Genomic DNA, 23,260 nt, shown 5'->3' with positions numbered 1-23,260 from the left:
TTAAAACCTTCTTTTATTCATCTTCGGATTCTAGAATTGAGCCGTCTTCGCCCATTCTGAATTTAACATTTTCTTCAATCCACTTTCTTCTTGCGGCTACTTTATCACCCATTAAGGTAGTAACTCGTCTCTCAGCAAGAGCAGCATCGTCAATTTTAACTCTGATTAACATTCTCGATTGAGGATCCATAGTAGTAGCCCATAGCTGTTCCGCGTTCATTTCACCTAAACCTTTGAATCGCTGCAGCGAATAGCCACGTCCCATTTTCTTTTCATCATCAGCTAGTTCTTCATCAGTCCATGCATATTGAACTTGCGTCTTTTTACCTCGACCTTTTTGTAAGCGATAAAGCGGTGGCAGAGCAATATAAACTTTTCCGTGTTCAATCATCGGCCGCATATAACGATAAAAGAATGTTAATAGCAAGATCTGAATGTGAGCACCATCATCGTCGGCGTCAGTCATGATAATGACTTTATCATAATTAGAGTCATCAACATTAAACTCGGCTCCTACACCAGCACCAATGGTATAAATCATAGTATTAATTTCTTCGTTTTTAAAGATATCCTGCAATTTTGCCTTTTGAGTATTTAATACTTTACCACGAAGAGGCAAAATTGCTTGAAATCTTCTGTCTCTACCTTGCTTAGCAGATCCACCAGCTGAATCACCTTCGACCAAGAATAATTCATTCTTTTTAGGATTTCGTGATTGAGCTGGCGTTAATTTACCAGACAAAACTTCTTTTTTTCGTCTCTTTTTACCATTTCTGCTTTCATCACGTGCCTTTTTAGCTGCTTCACGTGCATCCCTAGCCCTTTGAGCCTTCTTAACTAGTTCCTGAGCCAGCTCACCATTTTCCATTAAATAGTAAGACATTTTCTCATAAACAAGTGAATCTACAGCAGAACGTGCTTGTGGAGTACCTAATTTGCCCTTAGTCTGTCCTTCAAATTCAAGTAATTCTTCAGGGATTTTAACAGATAAAACCGCGCTAAGCCCTTCACGATAATCAGAACCATCAATATTTTTATCTTTTTTACCTAGTAGACCCTGCTTTTTAGCATAATCGTTAAATGCACGTGTAAATCCACTACGAGCACCTGACTCATGGGTACCACCATCACCAGTTCTAACATTGTTAACAAATGAAACTAAATTTTCTGAATATCCATCACTATATTGACCTGAAAATTCAATTTCCATGCCATCTTGCTTGCCTTCAAAATAAAAGACATCACTAATTGTGCCTTTACCTTCGTTTAAATACTTAACAAACGATTTAATTCCATCATCATACTGAAAAACATCATGATGTTCTGGCTCACGCTCATCTGTTAAGACAAATTTAACCCCTTTAAGTAGAAAAGCAGATTCACGAATTCTCTCCTGAATTGTCTCATACTTATACTTCGTGGTTGAAAAGATAGTCTCATCTGGCTTAAACGTAATGGTAGTCCCTGTTGGCTCTTTTGTCTTTCCTACACACTTTAATGTACCTACCGGATGCCCACCATCTTTAAATTCTTCTTCATAAGCTTTACCATCGCGAACGACTCTAACCTTCATATAACTTGAAAGTGCATTAACAACGGATGAACCTACGCCATGCAACCCGCCTGAAGTTTTATAATTTTGTTCAGTAAACTTACCACCAGCATGTAATACAGTTAAAATAACTTCAATTGTGGGCTTACCCGATTTGTGCATTCCTGTCGGCATACCACGCCCAAAGTCTCTTACAGTAACACTATTATCTGAATGAATGGTTACATCAATTTCTTTACCAAAACCAGCCATGGCTTCGTCGACAGAGTTATCGACGATTTCATACACTAATTGATTAAGACCATGAATATCAGTTGAACCAATATACATACCAGGTCTTTTACGAACGGCTTCTAGGCCATGTAAAATTTGAATTGAAGAATCATCATAAGTATTAGCTTTTGCCACTAAAATTCCTCCACTTGTTCATTAATTTAACCAGCACCATATATTTAAAAGATAATCTTTGCTAAAATAGCGATAGATTAATAGGAGTGTTGTTAAATATGTTTGCATTAAAATTTGCATCGTTGTTTATTTTAGCATACTTGATTGGATCATTCCCAACAGGTGTGTTAGTGGGTAATATCTTTTTTCATAAAGATATTAGGAAATACGGATCAGGAAATATCGGAACGACTAATACCTTTAGAGTATTAGGACCAGCTGCTGGAATCATTGTCTTTATAGTAGATTTTCTCAAAGGAACTTTTGCTACAGTATTACCAATAATTTTTAAACTAGGACCACATTATCTTTGCTTGATTTTTGGCTTAGCTGCAATTTTAGGCCATGCTTTTCCTGTCTTTTTAAAGTTCAAAGGAGGCAAGGCAGTAGCAACTTCCGCTGGATTTTTACTAGGATATAATGTCCATTTTTTCTTGATCTGTGCGTTAATCTTCTTCCCTATCTTATTTATTACAAGTATGGTTTCATTAACTAGTTTGATCTCAGTAGTTCTAATCTTTATTGCTTCATTCTTTTTCCACGATCTTGCCTTGAGCATTATCAGTGGATTGCTCGTAATCTTAATTTACTGGAGTCACCGAAGCAATATTATTCGAATCGAACATCACCAAGAGAATCTGGTTCCATTCGGTCTAGTGTATTGGTATAAAAAGAAACATACTAACTCAAACTAAAATTATAAAACCAGCAAGCATTTAGCTTGTTGGTTTTTGTTTACCTAAATATTATACTTTTGCAAACAATAGTTCGCAAGTGCAAACAAATATTTTTATTTTATTATAATGATCTATTTATTTCAAAATCTTAATTAAATCGTCTTTACTCATTGTTGCATCAGCAATCTGATCATTTTGCAAAATTATATCAGCTAATTCTGCTTTCTTTTGCTGTAAAGCAATGATTCTCTCTTCAATACTGTCTTCTGTAACCATCTTATAAATCTTAACAGAATGCTTTTGACCAATTCTATGAGCTCGATCCGTCGCCTGTTTTTCTGCGGCCAAGTTCCACCAAGGATCATAATGAATTACAACATCAGCACCAGTCAAGTTAATGCCTGTTCCGCCTGCTTTTAATGAAATCAAAAAGACCCCTGGTTGAGCCATTTGATTAAACTTTTGAACTTGTTCTTGACGCTTAGTTTTAGGTGTTGATCCAGTAATAGTAAATAAAGGTAGTCTTAATCTGGCAAGGTTTTCATACAAAATATCTAGCATAGCTGTGAACTGTGAAAACAATAAAATTTTATGTCCATTTGCTAGATTATTCTTAATCAACTCAATTGTAGCAATTAATTTATTAGACTTGCCATGATAGTTTTCATAAAGCAAATGAGGATCACAACAAATTTCACGTAATTTATTAATCTGAGCCAAAATTTGAAAACGCGATCTCTTAAAGTCTTCATCCCCCTGTCTATTTAATTGAGCGATAATCTTTTGCGTCTGCATATTATACAAATCAGCTTGTTTCTTATTCATTTTAACAGGCACAATTTCTTCATCTTTGTCGGGTAAGTCACGTAGCACATCTTTTTTTAGACGCCGCAAGATAAAGGGTATTACCATATTAGCTAATTGATCTTCGGCTTCTTTATCTTGCTCTTTAACAATCGGTAATTCATACTTTTTCCTAAAGTCAGGATATGAACCTAAAAAACCTGGCATTAAGTAATCAAAAACACTCCATAACTCGCTCAATTTATTTTCAATCGGTGTTCCTGTTAGAGCCAGTTTATGATGCGCTTTAATGACTTTGACTGTCTTGGCGGTAACTGATTGCTGATTCTTAATATTTTGTGCTTCATCAATTACTTCTACATCAAAAATTAGATTTTGATACGCTTCTAGATCTCGATTAAGCGATTGATATGAACTGATTAGCAGATCATACTTTTTAGCATCTAAAATCAATCTCTCTCGTTCTTTTTTAGTGCCATCTAATAGAGCCACATTAAGGCTAGGTGCGAACTTTTTAACTTCTGCCTGCCAATTATAGATAACAGAAGCAGGCGCAACGATTAAGCTAGGTAACTGATTTTGCATTTTTTCTTTGCGAGCTAAAAGAAGACTAATAATCTGCAAGGTTTTACCTAATCCCATCTCATCAGCAAGTAGCCCGCCAAATTTATAATTAACGATAGTGCTTAGCCAATTAAAACCTATCTTCTGATATGGACGCAAAATATTTTGCAAACTAACTGGTATTTGATTTTGCTTCAACTGATTCTTAGCTAAATCATTAATCAGAGTATTAAAGGATTCATTAGTTGAGAAATGCAGTGCATTAGCAGCTTTCATTTGCTTAGCAAAATAAAAGGCACGATATGCTGGTAAATGTAATTTACCGTGAATGAAATCCTTAAAACTAATACCTAAATCATGCAAAGTTTGTGCCAATTGTTCAATTGTCGGTTGTTCTGCCTTAGCTAGCATTCCATTTTTTAAAACAAAATATTTTCGCTTTTCTTGGTAGGCTTTCAAAGCCGCTTGAATGTCTTCCCAGCTCATCTTTTGATCAGCAAGATCGATATCTAATAATTCATTAGTCAGGTTGATACCTACTCCAACATCCAAATTAATCTTTATTCCCTTTAAAAGTGATCTAAAGTTAGCTGTAATTTGTACTTCGCCTAATCGTTTCAACTCATTGATACCATCATCTAGAAAAGCTTGTACGACATCCGATTCTTCATTGGATAAAACATACCGCCCATGCTGATAATCACTAAAATATGTATTAATGTGCTTCCATGCTGCGGTCTCTTTTTCAACATCGCGTCGGTCCTCTTCAGTATATCCTTGATTTAACTCGTATTGTGCATCCCCATACTGTACTCGAGCCATACATAAAATACTGCCTACACGATAATCTAATTTAAACAAAAAATGGGCCTCTGGTGGCAAAATAGCTTTCAATTCATCAGTACCAGACACTAATATAAACTTTGTTTGCTCAAATTTAGGCAAAATATTATGTGCAAACTTAGCAACGGTCTTTTTACTAAATTGCATTTCAGCACCAGGCTGCAATCCTAAATTATGCAAAGAAGCAGGCGTAAGACCTATATATTTGATCCATACATCTTTGTAATAGCCATAATACGCATGACTCCCAGTAATTATAGTAGAAACTGGAAGATCCTCTACACTAACTAAAGCAGATGACTTTTGAGTTTCAATTTTAATGTTTAAATCTAGTTGATCAGTTGTATATCCTATAGGCTGCTCATTTGAGTACAACTTTACGTCTTGATAAAGTAAATCATTAACTTCATCGGCCACAGAGTTCTCTAGTGTAATGCGACCAACCTGACTACTGTAATTATAATAAAATTCTTCGTTTAGATTACGAGCATCTATAATTTTTTCAATAAAAGATAACCAGTGTTGACTATCAATATCCATTTTAGCCTGATTTATAGGCTCGTTGAAAAATTTACCTAGCTTTAGAGAAGAGCTGTGTCGGGATGCATCTACTAGTTGATTAAGATCTTTAACTTTATAAAGATGCTTGTTCTTTCCTAATTTAAACGTCAAACTAGGGATGTTATTATACTTATCAATACTTGCCCGCAAAATAATCGGCTCATCATTTTGGGTAGAAGCGTCACTATAAAATTCAAGTAGATCTTCAGCGGCCTGGTTAGTTAAATCAAATGGATCGTCATCAAGATACTCATTAATAAAGTAAAACAGAGCTAATATTCTAACACTATCTTTTTCAATACGGGAAAAATCACTATCAAATTTAATTGATATAATTTGCCAGCGAGTAAATTGCACAGATAATGTAATTAACTCATTGTCCTCTGTTACTATCTCCCAAAAATATTCATATTTACGCATCTTATCATCAAAATGCCGACAACTACTAATCGACCAGTGATCATTAAGTTCCAGTGCCTGATCATAACTTTTTTTGGTAAATTTCATATTGCCAATCAAATTTAAGGGGTTAAGTACTGGGCTTTTATGTGCGATCATTTGCTTAAGATGTTCAGAAATTAAGTCAGCAAAAGGGACTTTAACGTTATGTTCATTTTCTTGTTCGTTTTCTACTGCAAGTAAAGCCGCAACCTCGTGTTTACAGTGAAAATAATATTGAATACAATCATAAATTGCAAAATTTCTTAAGTGTTCATTCAGAGCCTTATCCTGATGCGGATACATTAGTTATTTTCTTTACTAATACTAAATAAAAGACATTGGCCGTATTTACCAATGTCTTTTATCATTTTTCGTTTTCATTAATTCTTAAAGGATATAACCTATCATCATGTCCTGCAGGAGCATCTTCTTCGAATAACAAATCATGATTAACCAATTCTTTCTTTAGTCGTTTCACCGTATAAGAATTGCAATGCATGTCATCCATTAGCTCTTGATTAGAATAAATAATATACATATTACCGTCAGCATCTACCCATCCATTGGTTTGTGAATCAATCATTCTCATCGTAAATATCATGTATAGGTATCATGCATCGGGGCTTAACTTCTTATACTTGGGATTATGAAAAAATGCTTGTGGTAGCCCATTTTGCTGTTCCGGGTAGTTTCCGCCCTTTTTAAACTTACGAATATTTGTATACATTTTGACCTCTTTAGTAAATTATGCAGGCCATTAAATTAATCAGCAATATTCGCACCTAATGCATTTTTAAAGTGAGCCATTGCCCATTCATCGCCATTTGATGTAAAAGTAGCAACAGCAGAACGTGGAATTGTAATTTCATAGTCTAAATTATATGCCGCAATCGCTGTGTGCAATACACAAATATCAGTACAAACACCAGTTAGTGTCAGGTCATGAATATGGCGTTCACGTAAATAATTATCTAAATTAGTATTTTGAAAAGCTGAATAACGATTTTTATCCATTAATAAAACATGATCATTATCTTTGTTTTCTAAATACCATTTACCCGTTTGACCATATACTTCACGGCCAGCAGTTCCAATAATATTATGCGGTGGATATAATTTAGTTTCAGGGTGATATGGATCATTTTTTAAGTGCGCGTCCATCGGGAAAATCACACAATCTTTATTTTGTAGAAACTGTTTACACAGTTCTGTAATACGTTGATCAATTGCTTGAGCAGGCTTGCCACAAGTAAGAGCTCCATCATCAGCTACAAAGTCTTTACTATAGTCGATAACTAATAACGCTTTTGCCATTATTTTCTCCTTTATAAAATAATATTTAAAATATACATAATTAAATTAATTATTGCTAAAATTACTATTGATATAATGAATACCAAATAAATCCAGACAGTAATATTAACTAAAAACGGTAATAATGCAGCGTGAAAGCCTAGAAAAGAAACTAAGAGAAGCATGATAAAGGTTATACCAATTAATCCTAAAAAAGCATATTTGCCACTACTTATATCAGCCTCGCTTAAATCGAATCCACCAAAACATAGACTGATTACTAGCAATAAAGCAACAATTGAGTGCCATATTGAATCAAAATTAAGCTGAAATAATTCAAAAATATAAATCCAACTATGAGTTAAGAAATTCCAGTTAGGTGCATTACCATTACTTAATAACTGAGTAGTAAGCTGATTCTGAACCAATGAAATAGGTGCATTCAATGTACGCATGATTATGTAAATCAGCAAGGTGCATCCTAATACAGGTGCAATGCCAATAAAAGCATTACCCACCTTTTGATAAGTAGATGTAGGAGACCAAGTATGTTTAACATAGCCAAGTGACATATCATTGGTATTACTAGGGATGCGCAATAAACTAACCGCATTAATATGATGACCAAAAATTATAGCCATAATCAAATGACTAAGTTCATGAACAATAATTCCTAATCCGCCAGCAATAATTTGACTATTAAAACCAAATGTATTTACCAATTTTTGGTTAGCTTCATGGCTTAATTGTCGTAATGCTAATACAAATAAAGCCGGAACGAGTAACATGAAAAAAGTCCCATTAAGGGCATAAAGAATATGTTTCATCTCTGATTTAAATTTGTTTTACATATTGAGTCAATAATGTTAATGCCGCAAAAAGCTGATCAATTACGCCATCAGTTGCACTGAAATCAGTTTTAACAAACTGAATAACCCAATTATTTTTAATTGGAATTAAACGAACAACTTCATCTTGACCATAATTAAGCCGTAAACTATTGGCTAAAATCACTTCACGATAACGATGTCCATCACTTCCTAGCCACTGTGTTGTTTGATCAGTACTTTGCTTAATTAGGCTATAAGCTTTGGATATTTTTCGCAATTTATTGCGCAGATCAAACCAGGACTTTATTTCTACTAACTCACTATTTTTAACATATTCAGATAATTGCATGCCTTCTTGACTTTGCGCAATTCTTTCTAATGTAGTTAAGGCAATCGCCATAGATTTGAGCGAATTAATTGAAAGTTGCGGCATTAAAATTTGGATTAGCCAATTGTGACTGAATTCATCAGGTGGATACAGTCGACTAACTTCAAGATTATTTTCAAAAAATACACGATATGTATTCTTACTTAGGCTTTCATATTCTTTTTCACCATCTTGAGTGCGATACGTCAAAATGACATTATGTTTAATTTTTCGAATGGCAAAATTATCGTCTGATGAAAAAATTGTACTTTCAAATTCTGTAAAATCTGTCATTAAATTCTATCTTTCGTCTATAATTTTATTTATCGTGTTTACTAAAATATATTGCTCTACGCTTTTTTAAACTAGCAATAACCTTATCAATGTCTTCATCAGACATTCCCCTGCGTTTGGCATTGTTTCGCCATTGTAATTCACTGATTGGAACACAACTAAGAGTATTCAAATTCATCCATATCCAGAGCGATAACAAACTACCTGCAAGACCTACTAGCACAAATGTACCAGTAATAAAAGTTAAAGATCCTACGAAATGTGATACGCTCCAAAGCCAACCGAACAAGGTTATGATATATAAAATAGGCAAAATAGCTGGACGATGATTTTTTCCATATTCAGCATTCGGGCCAAAGAAAGTTTGCCAATAACGAGGTATTGAGCGATTAATTACTAAATTTGCTAATGCTAATAGTAAACAAATTAGTACAGAAACATTAGACTTAATTAATAAAATACTAATAGCTGACAGAATGATTACATAAAATGTAGCAAAATTAGTAGAAAAGAAAACCCAACGTCGAAATTTAGCACCATTGCCAATGATTATTGCTTGCTTAGGATTTAATGTTGTCTGGAAAAACATTTTATCAGTTGAGACAGTTTTTCGATTAAAGATATCAAAGTGCATCTAATTCTCCTTACAAGCTTAATTTTACTACATTTCTAGCTATGACTTAAATTTCAAAAATAAAAGCGGCTTACATCTCGTAAGTCACTTCCGTTAACTAATTTTCAAACCAATTCCAATCATCGCCAACCACGTCAACTTTAGCATCATCGGCAGCTGCTGATCTGATTTTTTCTGCTTGAGTTGGGCGTTCAATTGTGAAGCCATTGTTAGAATCTTTTTCAACCATGCCTTCAAATTCAACTACATCGCCCCTCTTCAAATCAAGGTCTTTGAAAGTTTTCAAGTAATGCAGTGCTAACTGCTTAACAATTGGATTGCCACCAGCACCTGCAATACGCAAATCCTTAAAAATAGCTAAGCGATCGTTTAATCTATCAAAAGTACCACTAAATTTATGACGCTTACCATCGTCGTATGGTTCAAGTTTTTCATTGTAAATATCTACAGACATATGTACATAATCTTCTTTCTACCTCTCTAATATAACATTGATTTTGATAAAATAAAGAGGCTAGATAAATAAAAATCACTCTTTAATCCGATTTTAACGTATACTTTTAACTGTAACTTAGGAGAGAAAATGAGCATTTATTATCAATTTGGAATTATTATAGGCTTGGTTCTGTTGGCTTTCGCCATTCACATCGCAATGAAACAACATAAAACTACCTTTCCATTCAACATTGTCAACTTAGGCATTGCATTCATAATCTCAACATTAGCAATTTATATTATTGTAGCCTGTCTAGGAGCAATTCAACCGCAAAACTGGTACACTAATAATGCATTATGGAAATTTTTAATAGCTAGTTAATCATAATTGAGAAAATCTAAAAAAGATTTTCTCTTTTTTATTAAAATACAATTTTATTTTTTTCGCCGATTGTAAAATCAAATTGAACACTTTAGAAAAATAAAAAGTCCATCTGGACCCGTTTGATAGAATGTAATTACCACAAAACATCTTGAAACGAGGTCACAAATGGACTCTTTACATTCTATCATGCCTAAGCACAAAAAAGGAAAACATTTGTCATTAGAAGAGCGAGTTATTATCCAAACTCGTATCAAAGATGGATTTTCTCTTAGAGCAATTGCTCGTGAGATTGGTTGTTCTCCTTCTACGATTAGCTATGAAATCAAACGTGGTACAGTTTTGCTTTATCACGGTAAACAAAAGCGGTACAAAGCAGAACGTGGAAATGAAGTTTATCAAGCTAACCGACGCCACTGTGGTCGCAAATCAGACTTCTTGAAGAAATCTGACTTTATCAAGTATGTCAATAAGCATTTCTTTGAAGACAATTGGTCACTTGATGTATGTGCCAATCGCTGCTTGGCTGTGGGTGAATTTAGCAGCGACCAGATAGTCTGCACTAGAACTCTATATAACTATGTAGATCAAGGCTTGTTGGCTATCAGAAACTCTGATTTGCCTGAGAAGTTAAAGCGTAATACTAAAATTCATCGTGTTCATAAGAACAAGAAGAAATTAGGTCGAAGCATTGAAGAACGCCCTAAAGAGATTAATGATCGAAAAGAGTTTGGTCACTGGGAATGCGACCTAGTCTTAGGACATAAGACTAGAGATGATCAAGTACTGCTAACTTTGTCTGAGCGAATGAGCCGTGAGTTTCTAATCTTGCGTATTCCAGACAAGACAGCTGCCAGTGTTATGAGCGCTTTTCAAACTCTACATAAGCAGTATAGTGAGCACTGGAATGAAATCTTCAAGACAATTACAACTGACAATGGTTCAGAGTTTGCGGATCTTTCCAATCTAGAGGAAGTATCTAATACCATAGTCTATTACGCCCATCCATATACTTCTTGCGATAAAGGCACTGTTGAAAGACATAATGGGCTCATTCGCAGATTCATTCCTAAGGGTGATTACATCAATAACTATTCTCTTCAGGAAATCATTGACATTGAAACCTGGTGCAATTCGCTACCAAGAAAAATATTGGCATATCATACACCAGATGAAATTTTTGAAAGAGAATTAGATCGCATCTATCAAGCAGCTTAAGTGTTCAATTTATTATTGCAATTTACGATTTTATTTTTTTATTAATTGATTAATCACTCTATCTTGTGTAATTTGATACAAGTTTAGTGTGATAAATATATTTCGTTTTTTCATATAAAAAAACAACCTCAGAGAAATTATATATCAAAAGGTTATACAAGATTGGTATAAATATAAAAGTAATCTAAATTGAAATGAATTCATATTATAATTTTCACAATCTTAGTCATTAAAAATAACATTATTCAGTTTAAAAACCTGAAGTATATGGACTTTTTGATAAAAGCTATTATCTATGCTTGACTTTACTTCACAAAGATAAGACAATGACTGTGCAGTATATGAAAGCGGATACACTATAAATGGTATATCTATTTTTGAAAGCATGGGGAAAATAATGGATAGTTTATTATTTACAACATATGACCAAAATAAAATTAATGAATTACAAGATAAACTTAACCAGCTTAGTCTTCCTATCAAAGTAGTTGGTTTAGCTGAAGTAGATTATGCACCACAAAAGTCATATTCTGAGGCAACATTTTTAAGTAATGCTAGAGCTACAGCACATCGTTTAGCTGAATTTACCAATTTGCCTACATTATCAGAAAGCTCAGGTCTAAGTGTTGATTATCTACTTAACTCTTTAGGAATCTTGCCTTACCACCATAATGGTCAAGATGATAAAGCTAAATTATTAGGCTATTTAGGTGGAGTTTCTAGTGAAAAAAGGACAGCTAGCTACTACACTACCTTTGTCTTTACTTGGCCAGGTCAAGAAAGCAATGATATTGTTAGTGCTGGTAGGATCAGTGGATTAATTGCTAAGTATCCACATGGTAGCAGTAACTATGGTTACGATGCTTTATTCGTAGTTCCAGAACTAGGAAAAACCTTTGCAGAAATGAATCTCAATGAGAGAAACTCAATTTCGCACCGCAATAATACATTAAATAAGTTATTGTGTGATTTACCCGATTGGTGGGATGCTCAAAAATCTGCTCAGGCAATTAATAACTAGCTCACTTTGAAAATTAAACTGGTTAAATAATATCTACTTACTTAATTCAATAACTTCTTAATACTCATAAATAAATCCTAAAAAAGGTAGGTCAAAATTGACCTACCTTTTTGTTTAAGCTTTACATAATTAAAAATATTTTTATAAATCTTGATCAGTCTTGGTCAAATCACTACGATCTGAAATCCAAACATATAGCGGCAAATTAATCTTACCTTTTTCATCGATTGCATCAACGACTTTTTCAATCAAAAATTCTTGCCATTTCTCTGCAGGTTGCATCCCTGGGTGACCCAATTGTGGTACCAACCATCCATTTGCTAATGGCTTACCTGTAGTCAAATCTACAATCATGCCGACAGTATAATTATAAAAATCAAAACTACCTTCAACTACAATCCAATTACTACTATTCATCAATTCAGATTGCAGCTTAGTTAACATTTCCGGCGGAATCTTTCCTTCTGTAACCATCATTCTGCCCTTAATTGGACCATTTTTCTTTTCGAAGTCTTGCAAAACACCTTTCATAAAAAGCTTTTGCCCTAATCGATCAAATTTTGTTTCATCTTTTAACATAATCATGTCCGCTTTCTTTAGAATCAGTATCCATTATACTAAAATTTGTTTAGTATCGTATCTTCACTTGTAAATTAGAGTGATCACTTGTGTCGTACAGCGTCTTTAGATATAACCGATACTCAGGATGGTGCTTAATCAAAACTTGATATTCTTTAGAAGCATGGATTTTATTCAACTCGCTAGCCTTTATATGATTATGACCATTAAAGAAATGATAGTTCATCCAGCCAAACAAATTCCCCATCGCCCTAACTAACTCGATGTCTTCGTGATACTGATTTAATTCACTTTGCATCATATCCGCAGAAATACTACCAAGCTGTAGATCTTTTAAATACTTATGATAATGAACTAAAGTATAATTTTCCTTTTCCTCATCCGTTAAATATCTTGTCATATCAAAATTACGCCGCACATATGTAATGTGCCGTGAATGAACTCGCACTACTCCATAGCCTTGATCATTAGAACAAAAACTTGATGTAACGATCTCAGTTGTAGGCGTCATGTCTTGTGGTCCCATAATATTTTGAGCATGAATATGACCAGAAAAAGCTAATTTCACGTTGTAACGCGCACACAAACGTCGTAGCTCAACAGCGTCATCAACTACATAGCCCTTGTTAACTGCTGGATTATGTGCATATAAATTATGATGCATAAATAAAACCGGACGTAACTGATGTTCCTGCGCATAACGAAATTGTTTTTCAATCCATTTTAATTGTACTTTTCCAATCTCGCCGTGAGTGTGCGGTGCTTCTGTTGTCTCTTCTTTTCCATAAATATTTGAATCCGCTAAAACTAAAAGATATTGCGGATTCAGTTGGACACTGTAAGCCAATGAATTATCGTCTTCATCTAAGGCCTCACGATATGATTTATCAAAGATCGAGCGCCAAAACATTGGGCTAATTTCACCAGCATAGAACTGTTTTTTACCACGAAATTCTCTAGCCCACCCATCAAAAATGTCGTGATTTCCAGGTAAAACTAACACTTTAGTTTCTTTCAACGGCTTAAAAATTTGGGCAAATTTCTCAGCAGAAACTCGTTCACCGTTAAATGTCACATCACCAGTTACAATAATTGCGGCAGGCTTTTTTCTTTGTGCCATTCGCATAAAAGCAGAAAGGGCTATTTCTTGATAATACAAATCCTTACCTTGACTAGTTTTTTGCATGCGTGAAAAGGCTTGTCCTTCATCATGTAAACTATCTGCGATTAGGTGCGTATCCGAGATCACCCAAAATTCTGTGTTAAGCTCTTTTGTAATCATTTCTTACCTTCTGTTAGCCCAATACTGATAGAAATCAACCCGCAAATTTCCGTTAAATAGTTTGCGCTTCTTAGTAGCTTTTGCACCAAAACATTTTTCAAAGTTAGGATCTGCAGTTAAGTAATACTGACTGAACGAACTAAGCGGTCTAAGTACTTCTCCCATTTGGCGATACAGCTCTTCTGCCGACTCACGATCCTTCAATCGCTTACCATAAGGTGGGTTCGCAATTATAATTCCATTTTCTAGATCAGTAGTAAAGTCTTTAACTGCGATTTGTTTAAAGCGAATATCTTGCAATACACCTGCATTGTGAGCATTTAATTTAGCTACTTCAAGAACAGACTGATCAATATCACTAGCCCAAATCGGTGCTTCAAGCGGCTTAACTTCACTCTTAGCCTTTGCCAATACTTCATTATGTAGTTTAGGGTTAAACCAGTCAAAACCATCAAAGGCAAATTTACGCCAGGTTCCTGGTGCTATATTTTTAGCAATTAATGCTGCCTCAATAGCTAAAGTTCCTGAACCAGTCATAGGATCAATTAAGGGGTGAGTACCATTATATGGAGTTAGTTTTAATAGCCCGGCCGCAAAGTTTTCTTTCATAGGGGCTCCACCATGCTCTACTCGATAGCCACGTTTAAACAAACTAGCGCCTGTAGTATCTAGCGAAATTCGAGCTACATTTTTATAAATATGAATATCTAAGGGATATTCATTACCAGTTTCTGGCAAAAAGCCACGACGATGGTACTGGTCAACCATCTTATTAACAATTGCCTTTTTTACAATTGACTGTACATCTGGTTCAGAGTGCAATTTGGATTTTACAGCTCTACCTTGAACAGGAAACTTAGCGTCAACAGGCAATAATTCAGCCCAATCAAAATCATAAATCTCATTAAATAAGGTATCAAAATCTGTTGCTCTAAACTCTTTTAGCAAAATTTTAATTCGATCAGCTGTTCTCAGCCAAAGATTAGTTCTAACTATATCTTCTTGACCACCCTTAAAAAAGACACGACCATTTTCAACACGGGTCTTATACCCCATAGACTGTAATTCTTTATTAACGACACTTTCAAAACCAGCGCCCATAGTTGCGTAAAGTTGGTATTCTTTCATTGTTACTCTTTCATTTTCAAAATAAAAAAGAGCTGGACCTAAAAGCCCAACTCTGCCTGTGTGAATTTCTATAAGCCACGTTTTGTTCCAATAATCTCTGGCAAAGATTACCTTCAGTAGTCATCTATCTTTACTGCTTAAAGCAATAATCCGACCTTTAGTTCATTTCCTTAGGCCGAAACTCCCCCACCAAATTTGGGTTTCACACTCGCAGGGTTTACCTCGTTCCACCAAAGTCATTTCTGACCTTGCTTCGTCACTGTGGCACTTTTCAGGATAGTAATGCATGTCCGAAGATTTAGCACTTTTTCCGCCGTGAAGACTAACGTCCCCCTCCAGCTTGTTAGGCTGAATACGATCACTACAAACATCGCAGTCTGTGTGTGCGTGGACTTTCCTCAGCTAACATAAGCTAGCCGCGCCTACTCAAAATTCACACTGTTAATCATTATAGCAAAAATTAATGCTTTAATCCATAAACGTGTTGTTCTAGATTATAAACTTTTCTTTCCAAAGTTGAAATCCGTTGAATAATAGCCATATTAGTCGAAATTTCACCTTGAGTATCATCTGCATCTTCTGCAAACTTCACAGGCGCACTTCTTCTATGCGTTGGCATATAAGTCTTAACCTTTTCTTCTTCAGCCTCAACTGTTTTCTTTGCTTTTTGCTTTTCATCCATTAATTGACGTTGGAGCGTACCGATCTGACCATACAAATCTTCGATAATTTGTTGAAAAGTAGTATAATCAGAAATTACTTCATCTAAGTATGCATCAACTTCATCGGGATCATATCCCTTTACTTTACTTTTGAATTGTTTCTTTAATATATCTTGTCCTGATAATTTTATATCATTTAAATTTGCCATCTTACTGACAACTCCTTTACATTCCACCCTATTTTAGCAAAAACAACGCTGACTGAAAATAAAGAAACAGACTTTAATAAAATTTTTACCATATTATTCAGAAAAATGATTTATTTGATGATTTTCTTGGTATTCTTCAGCTGCATCTTGTAAATCATAAAAATCAATTAAATCTAATGGATATTCTTTAGTTTCCTGGTATTTTTGGATTAAATTATAATCATATTTAGGTTTACCTGGGTGCTCTGAATCATAGATCATCAATGCTCGATCAGTATGCTGAATCATAAAATTTTGATAATTACGTAATTGAAGTGGACTTTGATAAGGGGTATTAGAAGTTGAAGCAAAAAAGTCCACTTTTTCCTTCAAATTTAAGAATTTAGCTTTGTTACTATCATTCCATCGATTAGCAAATTCTTCATATGGAATCATTATTGATGTTCTTACCGGATATTTTTCTCCTAATTCAAGTCCAACCTCAGCTGTCCACTGTTCGACACCGAGGTTAGCTCCAGTAATAATCCAGTCCAATTGCCCATCATCCAGTAGACTTGTCAGGTAATTTTTTAGGGCATATTTAATGACAGTTATCTTGGGATCACGATCGCCAAAAACATTTAATTCATAGCTGCGATAGCCAGTCACCCATAAACGCTGCATTTGTTTAAGCCCCCTTTATGTTCAAAAATGTAGTCTTTATTGCTATAATGCTAACAGGAGTGAGGACAATGGTCAAATATCCTAGCGGTAGTTTAGCCGCATTTAGAAAACCTGTAACTAAAAAAGATGAACATCCAGTTCACCGATCATATCATCATAAAAAAGGTGTTAACTTTTCTGATCGTGGGATGACACTTGAGCAACAAATCAATGAATCTAATAAATATTATTTAATGGAAGAAATTGCAGTTGTTCATAAAAAGCCAACCCCAATTCAAATTGTTAAAGTTGATTATCCCAAACGTTCTAAGGCGGTCATTCGTGAAGCTTACTTTAGGCAAGCTTCAACAACTGACTATAATGGTGTTTATAAAGGGTACTATCTCGATTTTGAGGCAAAAGAAACACGGAATAAAACTAACTTCCCATTAAAAAACTTTCATGAACACCAAATTTTTCACTTGGACGAATGCTTAAAACAACAAGGAATTTGTTTTACAATTATTAGGTTCGCTAGCTTAGAGCGCTACTTTGTTACTCCAGCTAGTTTTGTAATTCGAGCTTGGCGAAAAAAAGATAAAAGCTCAATGACTTTAAAAGAAATTGAAAACAATTCTTTTGAAATCAAAAGTGGCTTTCGTCCTACACTGCCTTATCTTAAGGCGGTAGATAAATTCATTGCAGATAGGAAAAGATAATCATGGCAGATAATAACAATAATATGAAACGAGAATCACGAAGAGACTATCATGGTCGAAGGCCAAGTAGTGGCCACTTATGGATTAGAATCATTAAATGGATCTTTTTGCTGATATTTTTAATAGTAATCTCTGGAATCGGGCTTTTTGCTTTTTATGCCAAAGATGCTCCTAACATTAGTCAGGACCAATTGCAGAGTGGTAAATCTTCAAGTCTATATACTAACAATGGTAAGTTTTTACTATCACTTGGTTCTGAAAAAAGAATTTATGTTAAAAATAAAGACATTCCTCAGCAATTAAAAGATGCTGTAGTTTCAGTAGAAGACAAACGTTTTTACAAAGATAAGTTAGGCGTTGACCCAATTAGAATTATTGGTTCTATGTTAACTAATGCCAAAAGTAATAGTATTGCTGCAGGTGGTTCTACTATAACCCAGCAGTTAGTTAAGCTAACGGTCTTCTCTACTGCCGCTTCTCAACGTACTCTGAAGAGAAAAGCTCAAGAAGCTTGGTTAGCTATGAAAGTCCAACATGAATTCAGTAAAGACCAAATCTTAGAATTTTATATTAATAAAGTCTTTATGAACTATGGAAATTATGGCATGGGTACTGCTTCTAACTACTACTATGGTAAGCCACTAAGTAAGTTAGATTTGGCACAAACTGCATTGATTGCAGGGATGCCGAATGCACCTGTTGCATATGATCCATATCTTTATCCGCAAAAGGCCAAATACCGGCGTGATATTGTTTTAAAGACTATGCTACAAAATGACAAAATTACTAAAGCTGAGTACAATCAAGCAGTTGCTGAACCAATTAGTAAGGGACTTAAATCACATCGAAATAATAACGAGTCTAAGCTTAGAAAAATTGATGATCCATACATTAAAGAGGTAATTTCTGAAGTTAAGAGCAAAGGCTTTGATCCATATCACGATAATTTAAAGATTACTATTAATATCGATCAAAAAGCTCAAAACAAGCTGTACGAGTTAGCTAACAACGGTTCTGTACCTTTTACAAACAATAAAATGCAAATTGGTGCAACTGTAGTTGATCCAAACAATGGTCATGTTGTTGCAATCTTAGGTGGACGTCACTTACCTTCTGTTCAATTAGGATTAGACCGGGCTGTTCAAACTGTACGCTCTACCGGTTCGTCAATTAAGCCAGTACTTGACTATGCACCTGCTATTCAATACTTGAATTGGTCAACAGCAAAAATGTTTGATGACAGTAAGTATGTTTATCCTGGTACCAATATCCAATTATATGACTGGGACAACAAATACGACGGGATGATGACTATGCGACATGCATTGGAGCAGTCACGTAATGTTCCAGCTGTTAAAACTCTTGCTGAAGTTGGAGTAAAACGGGCTTCAGCTTTTGCTCGCCGAATGGGCGTTAATGTTTCACCAAAATCTGGTTTATCAGTAGCAATTGGCGCTAATGCGTCTAGTTTACAAATGACTGGTGCTTATAGTGCTTTTGCCACCATGGGCGTATACCACAAGCCGCAATTTGTTTCTAAGATTGAAACACCAGATGGATTAACCAGAAATTATGATTCAAATGGTGTACGTGTAATGAAGAAATCAACTGCCTATATGATTACCGATATGCTTAAAGGCGTAATCAAACGAGGCTCTGGTACTAATGCAAAAATTGCAGATCTTTATCAAGCTGGTAAAACCGGTACTGTTAAATACTCTGATGAAGATCTAGCTAAGTACCCAAGCTATAATTCAACTCCAAAAGATTCATGGTTCGTTGGTTATACCAGATCATATGTTATGGGTGTTTGGACTGGTTACGATAATTTAAAGGACGGTACTATTTCTGGAATAGGTCAACAATCTGCACAGCTAATGTATAAGAGTATGATGACCTACCTAATGAACAATAAGCCTAACCTAGACTGGAAACAGCCTAGCTCAGTTGTAAGAGCGAAAATTGTAAATAACTCTAATCCTCCAGAATTAGCAACTAGTGGCGGCACTTGGCAATTATTTGTTCGAGGCCATGCCCCAGCCGGAATTGGTAATAGTGCAGCAAGTTATGATGAAGACGACGAAGAAACTGATACTTCAAGCGATAATACTGGAACTACTCCTTCATCTTCTAGAACTGCAGTTACTCAATCATCATCAAGTCGTGAAAATGGCTCATCATCTCAATCCAATAGCAGTCAGCGAGCCTCTTCCTCTCAAAGAAGAACACAATCTTCTTCAACACAACAAAGTTCATCAACGAGAAAACCTGAGGAAGAATCACATGAACGTAATGATGATTCGGATAATGACTAGGCAATAATTAAATATATTTATTAACAGATAGCGTTTTGTTATCTGTTTTTATTTTGGCCGAAACGTAGTTGAGGCCTGAAATTGTAAAATTAAAATTTAGTAACAACAGATTATATAAAATTATTCAATAAAAAAAGCCGAATTTATTTCGGCTTTACTTTTCGGAATTTAAATAAGAATACGGATCGCCTTTAGCTCGAGCTGGCATTGTATAACGACCAAATAGAATCATCGCATGGTGCGTTTTTATCCATTCACTTTTAGGTAAAATTGCTTCTAATCGCTTCTCTACTTCATGTGGAGTAGCTTTGTCATCTACAATATGGAACTTTTTAGAAATCCGTGACACATGAGTATCAACAGCAATAGCTGGCACACCATAGCCTTCAGCCAAAACAACGTTAGCAGTTTTCTCTCCCACCCCTGGTAAGGTCATCAATAACTTTTTATCCTTAGGAACCTGTCCATTATATTTGTCGACCAAAATTTGCGCAGTGGCCTTTAAATGTTTAGCTTTTGAACGAAATAGACCAATAGTTTTTATCTCATGCTCAATCTCTTCAATTGGAGCTTTTGCTACTACTTCTGGGGTTGGGAACATTTTACTAAAACTAGGCATAACACGATTAACCATCTTATCAGTCGTTTGTGCGCTCAACATAACCGCACAAAGTAAATGAAAGTTAGTATCCCATTGCAATTCACCTTGTGCGTCAGGATACAATGCTAAAATTTTTTTCAAAACTCTACGTGCTTCTTCATCACTCAATAAATCTTCTGTCATTTTTATCGATTCCTTTTCAAAAATCTCTCAACTTCATCAGTTGTTTTCAGACTATGCCTTTGCCAATTAAGTAAAACACGATCAATATACTTTAAAGAATATGCCTGAGACAATACAGCCTCTCGCAAAGCAAGTTCAATTAATTCAGGAGCATAGTGATCCACACTTAACCATTGCGCAATCTCTTCTCGTTCAATTGGACTCAGATAGCGACCAAATTCAACTTCTACTTTTCGTGACAAATAATTTAACGGATTATTTTCTAAATTATTAGCAACTGAAACAGTTTTATCTTTTTTCTTATCTTTGATCAAGACGTTTTGATCAATATAGTGATCAAGTGCATTATACAACTTATTGAGACTATATTTATTACCAATTTTATCCTGACTATCAGTCATTTGTTCAATAGTTAAATAATTTCGTTCAATTAGCCGCTGAATAAGATTACCCACATCACTAACCGATAAATTAGTATTAGCGGCAATCTTTTCATTAGATGGAAAACTCTCACCTCGTTGGCTAAATGCTTCCAATTGGATTATCAAAATTAGTTCAGCATCACTAATGCCTAATTGAGGGTAGTAAGCGATCAATCCATTTTGTAAGGTTGTAAAGCCTAATGCCCGATAATCATTAAATTCCAAAATAATTTCCTTTCAAAAACAAAAGTTGAACTAATAACTAGTCCAACTTTGTGTATCAATATTTAATTATTAACCAAATTAAGGTTGCATTCTGTTAATCAATCTTGGGAATGGAATTGCTTCACGAATGTGGTCAAGGTGACAAACCCAAGCAATAGTACGTTCAAAGCCCATACCGAAACCTGAGTGAGGAACTCCACCAAATTTACGTAAGTCAAGGTACCATTGGTAGTCCTCCAAATTCAAACCAGCGTCAAGAATTTGTTGCTTAAGGATTTCGTAATTTCCTTCACGTTCTGAGCCACCAAAAATTTCACCATAACCTTCTGGTGCAATTACATCAGCACATAAGTATTCCTTAGGATTATCAGGATTCTTCTTCATATAGAATGGCTTAATTGAGGTTGGATAGTTGACAATGAAGACTGGACGATCATATTGTTCTGAAATATAGCCTTCATCTGGAGCACCAAAGTCATCGCCCCACTTAATATCACGTCCAGCATCTTGAAGCATTTTAATTGCATCATCGTATGGAAGACGAACGAAGTTACCTTCAGTAGTTGGGCGAAGTTTTTCAGGATCTCTACCAAGAATCTTAAGTTCATATTCATTATTTTCTAGAACTTGCTTCACCATGTAGGCAAGATATCTTTCTTGAATATCTAACGATTCATCTTGATGCATCCAAGCCATTTCTGGTTCCATCATCCAGAATTCAGTCATGTGACGACGACCCTTTGATTCTTCAGCTCTAAAAGTTGGACCAAAAGTAAAGATCTTACCATAAGCCATAGCACCGGCTTCACCATACAATTGACCTGATTGTGAAAGATATGCATCGTGGTCAAAGTATTCTACATGGAATAATTGAGTAGTACCTTCTGGAGCTGAATGCATAAAGATAGGTGCATCAAATTTGATAAAGCCTTCTTTTTCAAAGAAATCTACAGTAGCCTTAAACATGGTATTTCTAATTTGCATAATAGCAAATGGTTTCTTTGATCTTAACCATAAGTGGCGGTGATCAAGTAAGAAGTCAACACCATGTTCCTTATTACCAATTGGGTAACCTTCATTGTTTGAAACCACTTTTAAATCAGTGATTTGAATTTCATAACCAAAGTGTGAACGTGCGTCTTCATGAACAGTACCAGTAATGTAAAAACTTGCTTCTTGTCTAAGTGACTTAGCAGCATCAAATACTTCTTCTGATACATCATTCTTACGTACTACCCCTTGGAAAAATGCAGTACCATCACGTAATTGCAAAAAGATAATCTTTCCGCTTGATCGTTTATCTGTTAACCAAACATGCATCTTGACTTCTTCATCAACATGTTTAGAAGAATCTTTAATTGAAATCAATTCTGTCATAAAATCCTATCCACCTTTTCATCAATTATACAGTTTCCATAATACCAAAGTTTCTATAAATTATCGACTTCTGAGATATCATTTCCATTTTTGAATTCATACAAAGTATAACCTAGATTGCCGTTTTGTTTTTTGTAGGCCACTTCCCAAACGGCCTCACCCTTATACCAACCAAGATTAATATTATTTATTGTAGCATCCGTATGGATAGATTTAAACTTATTTTTAATCTTAGATTCAGTGATTCCTTTGGCCGCAGGATATAGATATGCCTTTTTAGAATTTGGCAAATAAATAAAGTAATATTGTTTTCCCTTATTATTGGTGCCTGCTATAGCATAGCTGCTAGTGCCGCGATCTAAATGATAATAGTTTTGAATCTTTCTAATTGGTGTTTTACTAGTAGCCAATTGCGTAACTTTTTGATCATTGCCCCGACTTCTAGATCCAGCATAATAAAAGATAGCAATGCTGGCTAGAAAGGCAACTATTATCAAACCAATTACCCAACTCACAAACTTGATTGTTTGTCTTGTATCATCTTGTAACATAA

22 protein-coding genes and 1 other RNA gene are annotated in these 23,260 nt (G+C 34.9%); 5 read left to right on the top strand and 18 right to left on the bottom strand.

The window, feature by feature from the left end; genetic code table 11:
• Window positions 1-13: 13 nt before the first annotated feature.
• Window positions 14-1,960: a DNA topoisomerase IV subunit B gene (gene parE / locus CP363_RS05675; RefSeq protein WP_098035981.1), complete on the bottom strand. Its 1,947-nt coding sequence runs from the start codon at window positions 1,958-1,960 to the stop codon at window positions 14-16.
• A 98-nt stretch (window positions 1,961-2,058) separates the two neighbouring features.
• Between parE and plsY the strand changes: the two genes are divergently transcribed.
• Window positions 2,059-2,694: a glycerol-3-phosphate 1-O-acyltransferase PlsY gene (gene plsY, locus CP363_RS05670; protein WP_005719656.1), complete on the top strand. Its 636-nt coding sequence runs from the start codon at window positions 2,059-2,061 to the stop codon at window positions 2,692-2,694.
• Window positions 2,695-2,811: 117 nt separating this feature from the next.
• Here the strand turns inward: plsY and CP363_RS05665 are convergent, their stop codons facing one another.
• The 7 genes from CP363_RS05665 to CP363_RS05635 form a co-directional block, all read right to left on the bottom strand.
• Complete coding sequence (locus tag CP363_RS05665; RefSeq protein ID WP_233187141.1) at window positions 2,812-6,192, bottom strand: DEAD/DEAH box helicase; 3,381 nt, start codon at window positions 6,190-6,192, stop codon at window positions 2,812-2,814.
• 61 nt (window positions 6,193-6,253) lie between these two features.
• Window positions 6,254-6,490, bottom strand: coding sequence for a replication initiator protein A (locus tag CP363_RS05660; RefSeq protein ID WP_098035980.1), 237 nt, complete (start codon window positions 6,488-6,490; stop codon window positions 6,254-6,256).
• A gap of 161 nt (window positions 6,491-6,651) precedes the next feature.
• On the bottom strand, window positions 6,652-7,203 hold the full coding sequence (locus CP363_RS05655) for a cysteine hydrolase family protein (protein WP_065990337.1): 552 nt from the start codon (window positions 7,201-7,203) through the stop codon (window positions 6,652-6,654).
• 11 nt (window positions 7,204-7,214) lie between these two features.
• On the bottom strand, window positions 7,215-7,970 hold the full coding sequence (locus CP363_RS05650) for a hypothetical protein (protein ID WP_065990339.1): 756 nt from the start codon (window positions 7,968-7,970) through the stop codon (window positions 7,215-7,217).
• 46 nt (window positions 7,971-8,016) lie between these two features.
• Window positions 8,017-8,673: a hypothetical protein gene (locus tag CP363_RS05645; RefSeq protein ID WP_061204726.1), complete on the bottom strand. Its 657-nt coding sequence runs from the start codon at window positions 8,671-8,673 to the stop codon at window positions 8,017-8,019.
• 25 nt (window positions 8,674-8,698) lie between these two features.
• Window positions 8,699-9,307 (bottom strand): hypothetical protein, encoded by a 609-nt coding sequence (locus CP363_RS05640; RefSeq protein ID WP_061204727.1) that lies wholly within the window; start codon window positions 9,305-9,307, stop codon window positions 8,699-8,701.
• A 97-nt stretch (window positions 9,308-9,404) separates the two neighbouring features.
• Window positions 9,405-9,761: a hypothetical protein gene (locus CP363_RS05635; RefSeq protein WP_005719668.1), complete on the bottom strand. Its 357-nt coding sequence runs from the start codon at window positions 9,759-9,761 to the stop codon at window positions 9,405-9,407.
• 531 nt (window positions 9,762-10,292) lie between these two features.
• Between CP363_RS05635 and CP363_RS05625 the strand changes: the two genes are divergently transcribed.
• Both CP363_RS05625 and CP363_RS05620 read left to right on the top strand, forming a co-directional pair.
• A complete protein-coding gene (locus CP363_RS05625; protein ID WP_098035979.1) occupies window positions 10,293-11,342 on the top strand; it encodes an IS30 family transposase in 1,050 nt (349 codons plus the stop codon).
• A 397-nt stretch (window positions 11,343-11,739) separates the two neighbouring features.
• Entirely contained in the window at window positions 11,740-12,363 is a 624-nt protein-coding gene (locus CP363_RS05620; protein ID WP_005722384.1) for a non-canonical purine NTP pyrophosphatase, read from the top strand.
• Window positions 12,364-12,504: 141 nt separating this feature from the next.
• On the opposite strand, the gene CP363_RS05615 is transcribed toward CP363_RS05620, so the two are convergent.
• The 6 genes from CP363_RS05615 to CP363_RS05590 all read right to left on the bottom strand — a co-directional run bounded on the left by CP363_RS05615 (window position 12,505) and on the right by CP363_RS05590 (window position 16,886).
• Window positions 12,505-12,942, bottom strand: a complete 438-nt coding sequence (locus CP363_RS05615; RefSeq protein ID WP_068813568.1) for a hypothetical protein — start codon at window positions 12,940-12,942, stop codon at window positions 12,505-12,507.
• A 49-nt stretch (window positions 12,943-12,991) separates the two neighbouring features.
• On the bottom strand, window positions 12,992-14,224 hold the full coding sequence (locus CP363_RS05610) for a metallophosphoesterase (RefSeq protein WP_005722382.1): 1,233 nt from the start codon (window positions 14,222-14,224) through the stop codon (window positions 12,992-12,994).
• A 3-nt stretch (window positions 14,225-14,227) separates the two neighbouring features.
• Window positions 14,228-15,352 (bottom strand): class I SAM-dependent RNA methyltransferase, encoded by a 1,125-nt coding sequence (locus CP363_RS05605; protein WP_005719674.1) that lies wholly within the window; start codon window positions 15,350-15,352, stop codon window positions 14,228-14,230.
• A 66-nt stretch (window positions 15,353-15,418) separates the two neighbouring features.
• An RNA gene (gene rnpB, locus CP363_RS05600) (RNase P RNA component class B) lies at window positions 15,419-15,786 on the bottom strand.
• A 26-nt stretch (window positions 15,787-15,812) separates the two neighbouring features.
• On the bottom strand, window positions 15,813-16,223 hold the full coding sequence (locus CP363_RS05595) for a DivIVA domain-containing protein (RefSeq protein ID WP_005723079.1): 411 nt from the start codon (window positions 16,221-16,223) through the stop codon (window positions 15,813-15,815).
• Window positions 16,224-16,316: 93 nt separating this feature from the next.
• On the bottom strand, window positions 16,317-16,886 hold the full coding sequence (locus CP363_RS05590) for a DUF1273 domain-containing protein (RefSeq protein ID WP_005719679.1): 570 nt from the start codon (window positions 16,884-16,886) through the stop codon (window positions 16,317-16,319).
• Between the two features lie 68 nt (window positions 16,887-16,954).
• On the opposite strand from CP363_RS05590, the gene recU reads away from it, so the two are divergent.
• Together recU and CP363_RS05580 are read left to right on the top strand one after the other, a co-directional pair.
• On the top strand, window positions 16,955-17,584 hold the full coding sequence (gene recU / locus CP363_RS05585; RefSeq protein WP_005723080.1) for a Holliday junction resolvase RecU: 630 nt from the start codon (window positions 16,955-16,957) through the stop codon (window positions 17,582-17,584).
• A gap of 2 nt (window positions 17,585-17,586) precedes the next feature.
• The gene (locus CP363_RS05580; RefSeq protein WP_089143301.1) at window positions 17,587-19,899 is read left to right on the top strand and encodes a PBP1A family penicillin-binding protein; all 2,313 of its coding nucleotides are present in this window, start codon (window positions 17,587-17,589) and stop codon (window positions 19,897-19,899) included.
• Between the two features lie 154 nt (window positions 19,900-20,053).
• Here CP363_RS05580 and nth read toward each other — a convergent pair whose 3' ends face one another.
• From nth to CP363_RS05560, 4 genes are all read right to left on the bottom strand, one after another.
• On the bottom strand, window positions 20,054-20,683 hold the full coding sequence (nth, locus tag CP363_RS05575; protein WP_061204729.1) for an endonuclease III: 630 nt from the start codon (window positions 20,681-20,683) through the stop codon (window positions 20,054-20,056).
• Between the two features lie 2 nt (window positions 20,684-20,685).
• Window positions 20,686-21,330, bottom strand: coding sequence for a DnaD domain protein (locus CP363_RS05570; RefSeq protein ID WP_005719684.1), 645 nt, complete (start codon window positions 21,328-21,330; stop codon window positions 20,686-20,688).
• A 78-nt stretch (window positions 21,331-21,408) separates the two neighbouring features.
• On the bottom strand, window positions 21,409-22,707 hold the full coding sequence (gene asnS, locus CP363_RS05565; protein WP_005723083.1) for an asparagine--tRNA ligase: 1,299 nt from the start codon (window positions 22,705-22,707) through the stop codon (window positions 21,409-21,411).
• 53 nt (window positions 22,708-22,760) lie between these two features.
• A complete protein-coding gene (locus CP363_RS05560) occupies window positions 22,761-23,258 on the bottom strand; it encodes a hypothetical protein (protein WP_013086404.1) in 498 nt (165 codons plus the stop codon).
• Window positions 23,259-23,260: the final 2 nt, after the last annotated feature.

The sequence above is a fragment of the Lactobacillus sp. UMNPBX12 genome (genome assembly GCF_002553955.1).
Lineage (GTDB): Bacteria > Bacillota > Bacilli > Lactobacillales > Lactobacillaceae > Lactobacillus > Lactobacillus crispatus.
Note: the sequence above shows the minus strand (reverse complement) of the source record. Positions and strands in the feature narration are given on the sequence as shown.

What these genes read in the sequence shown, in the direction of transcription:
- plsY (WP_005719656.1), top strand. Translation starts at nt 2,059, where the DNA reads ATGTTTGCATTAAAATTTGCATCGTTGTTTATTTTAGCATACTTGATT.
- CP363_RS05665 (WP_233187141.1), bottom strand. Translation starts at nt 6,192, where the DNA reads ATGTATCCGCATCAGGATAAGGCTCTGAATGAACACTTAAGAAATTTT.
- CP363_RS05660 (WP_098035980.1), bottom strand. Translation starts at nt 6,490, where the DNA reads ATGATATTTACGATGAGAATGATTGATTCACAAACCAATGGATGGGTA.
- CP363_RS05655 (WP_065990337.1), bottom strand. Translation starts at nt 7,203, where the DNA reads ATGGCAAAAGCGTTATTAGTTATCGACTATAGTAAAGACTTTGTAGCT.
- CP363_RS05650 (WP_065990339.1), bottom strand. Translation starts at nt 7,970, where the DNA reads ATGTTACTCGTTCCGGCTTTATTTGTATTAGCATTACGACAATTAAGC.
- CP363_RS05645 (WP_061204726.1), bottom strand. Translation starts at nt 8,673, where the DNA reads ATGACAGATTTTACAGAATTTGAAAGTACAATTTTTTCATCAGACGAT.
- CP363_RS05640 (WP_061204727.1), bottom strand. Translation starts at nt 9,307, where the DNA reads ATGCACTTTGATATCTTTAATCGAAAAACTGTCTCAACTGATAAAATG.
- CP363_RS05635 (WP_005719668.1), bottom strand. Translation starts at nt 9,761, where the DNA reads ATGTCTGTAGATATTTACAATGAAAAACTTGAACCATACGACGATGGT.
- CP363_RS05625 (WP_098035979.1), top strand. Translation starts at nt 10,293, where the DNA reads ATGGACTCTTTACATTCTATCATGCCTAAGCACAAAAAAGGAAAACAT.
- CP363_RS05620 (WP_005722384.1), top strand. Translation starts at nt 11,740, where the DNA reads ATGGATAGTTTATTATTTACAACATATGACCAAAATAAAATTAATGAA.
- CP363_RS05615 (WP_068813568.1), bottom strand. Translation starts at nt 12,942, where the DNA reads ATGTTAAAAGATGAAACAAAATTTGATCGATTAGGGCAAAAGCTTTTT.
- CP363_RS05610 (WP_005722382.1), bottom strand. Translation starts at nt 14,224, where the DNA reads ATGATTACAAAAGAGCTTAACACAGAATTTTGGGTGATCTCGGATACG.
- CP363_RS05605 (WP_005719674.1), bottom strand. Translation starts at nt 15,352, where the DNA reads ATGAAAGAATACCAACTTTACGCAACTATGGGCGCTGGTTTTGAAAGT.
- CP363_RS05595 (WP_005723079.1), bottom strand. Translation starts at nt 16,223, where the DNA reads ATGGCAAATTTAAATGATATAAAATTATCAGGACAAGATATATTAAAG.
- CP363_RS05590 (WP_005719679.1), bottom strand. Translation starts at nt 16,886, where the DNA reads ATGCAGCGTTTATGGGTGACTGGCTATCGCAGCTATGAATTAAATGTT.
- recU (WP_005723080.1), top strand. Translation starts at nt 16,955, where the DNA reads ATGGTCAAATATCCTAGCGGTAGTTTAGCCGCATTTAGAAAACCTGTA.
- CP363_RS05580 (WP_089143301.1), top strand. Translation starts at nt 17,587, where the DNA reads ATGGCAGATAATAACAATAATATGAAACGAGAATCACGAAGAGACTAT.
- nth (WP_061204729.1), bottom strand. Translation starts at nt 20,683, where the DNA reads ATGACAGAAGATTTATTGAGTGATGAAGAAGCACGTAGAGTTTTGAAA.
- asnS (WP_005723083.1), bottom strand. Translation starts at nt 22,707, where the DNA reads ATGACAGAATTGATTTCAATTAAAGATTCTTCTAAACATGTTGATGAA.
- CP363_RS05560 (WP_013086404.1), bottom strand. Translation starts at nt 23,258, where the DNA reads ATGTTACAAGATGATACAAGACAAACAATCAAGTTTGTGAGTTGGGTA.